This window comes from Pseudomonas sp. SIMBA_067 (assembly GCF_046534675.1).
In the GTDB taxonomy this organism is placed as follows: domain Bacteria; phylum Pseudomonadota; class Gammaproteobacteria; order Pseudomonadales; family Pseudomonadaceae; genus Aquipseudomonas; species Aquipseudomonas putida.
Map to the genome: position 1 here is coordinate 1 of NZ_JAWRYH010000144.1, position 350 is coordinate 350.

Annotated in this window: 1 pseudogene; it reads right to left on the minus strand. The window is 41.4% G+C overall.

The features are described 5' to 3' along the window. Positions 1-3 precede the first annotated feature (3 nt). A pseudogene (locus SB765_RS28435) lies at positions 4-350 on the minus strand (RNase adaptor protein RapZ); the annotation flags it as partial.

The window sequence follows — 350 nt, forward strand, 5'->3', positions numbered from 1 at the left end:
GCTTTATTCTTGTTCTCGATGGCGAATTTTTACATTAGGATGACTCATTGCAAAACTTTCACCTATAGTTTGCGCTAAATAAACTGAGCGGTGTTGCCCTCCGGTACAGCCTATAGCTATGGTCAAATAGCTGCGGTTATTTCTTTCTAAATGAGGCAGCCATGTTTGTACGAATGTTTGAATTTGCCATGTAAATTTTTGTACTATGCTGTGGCTGGCTAGGTAGTCTTTTACTGGTTGATCTAGCCCTGTGAGTGGCTTAAGTTCAGGCTCCCAATGCGGGTTTGGTAAAAAGCGAGCGTCAAATACATAATCTGCTTCTTTGGGTATACCGTGCTTAAAACCAAATG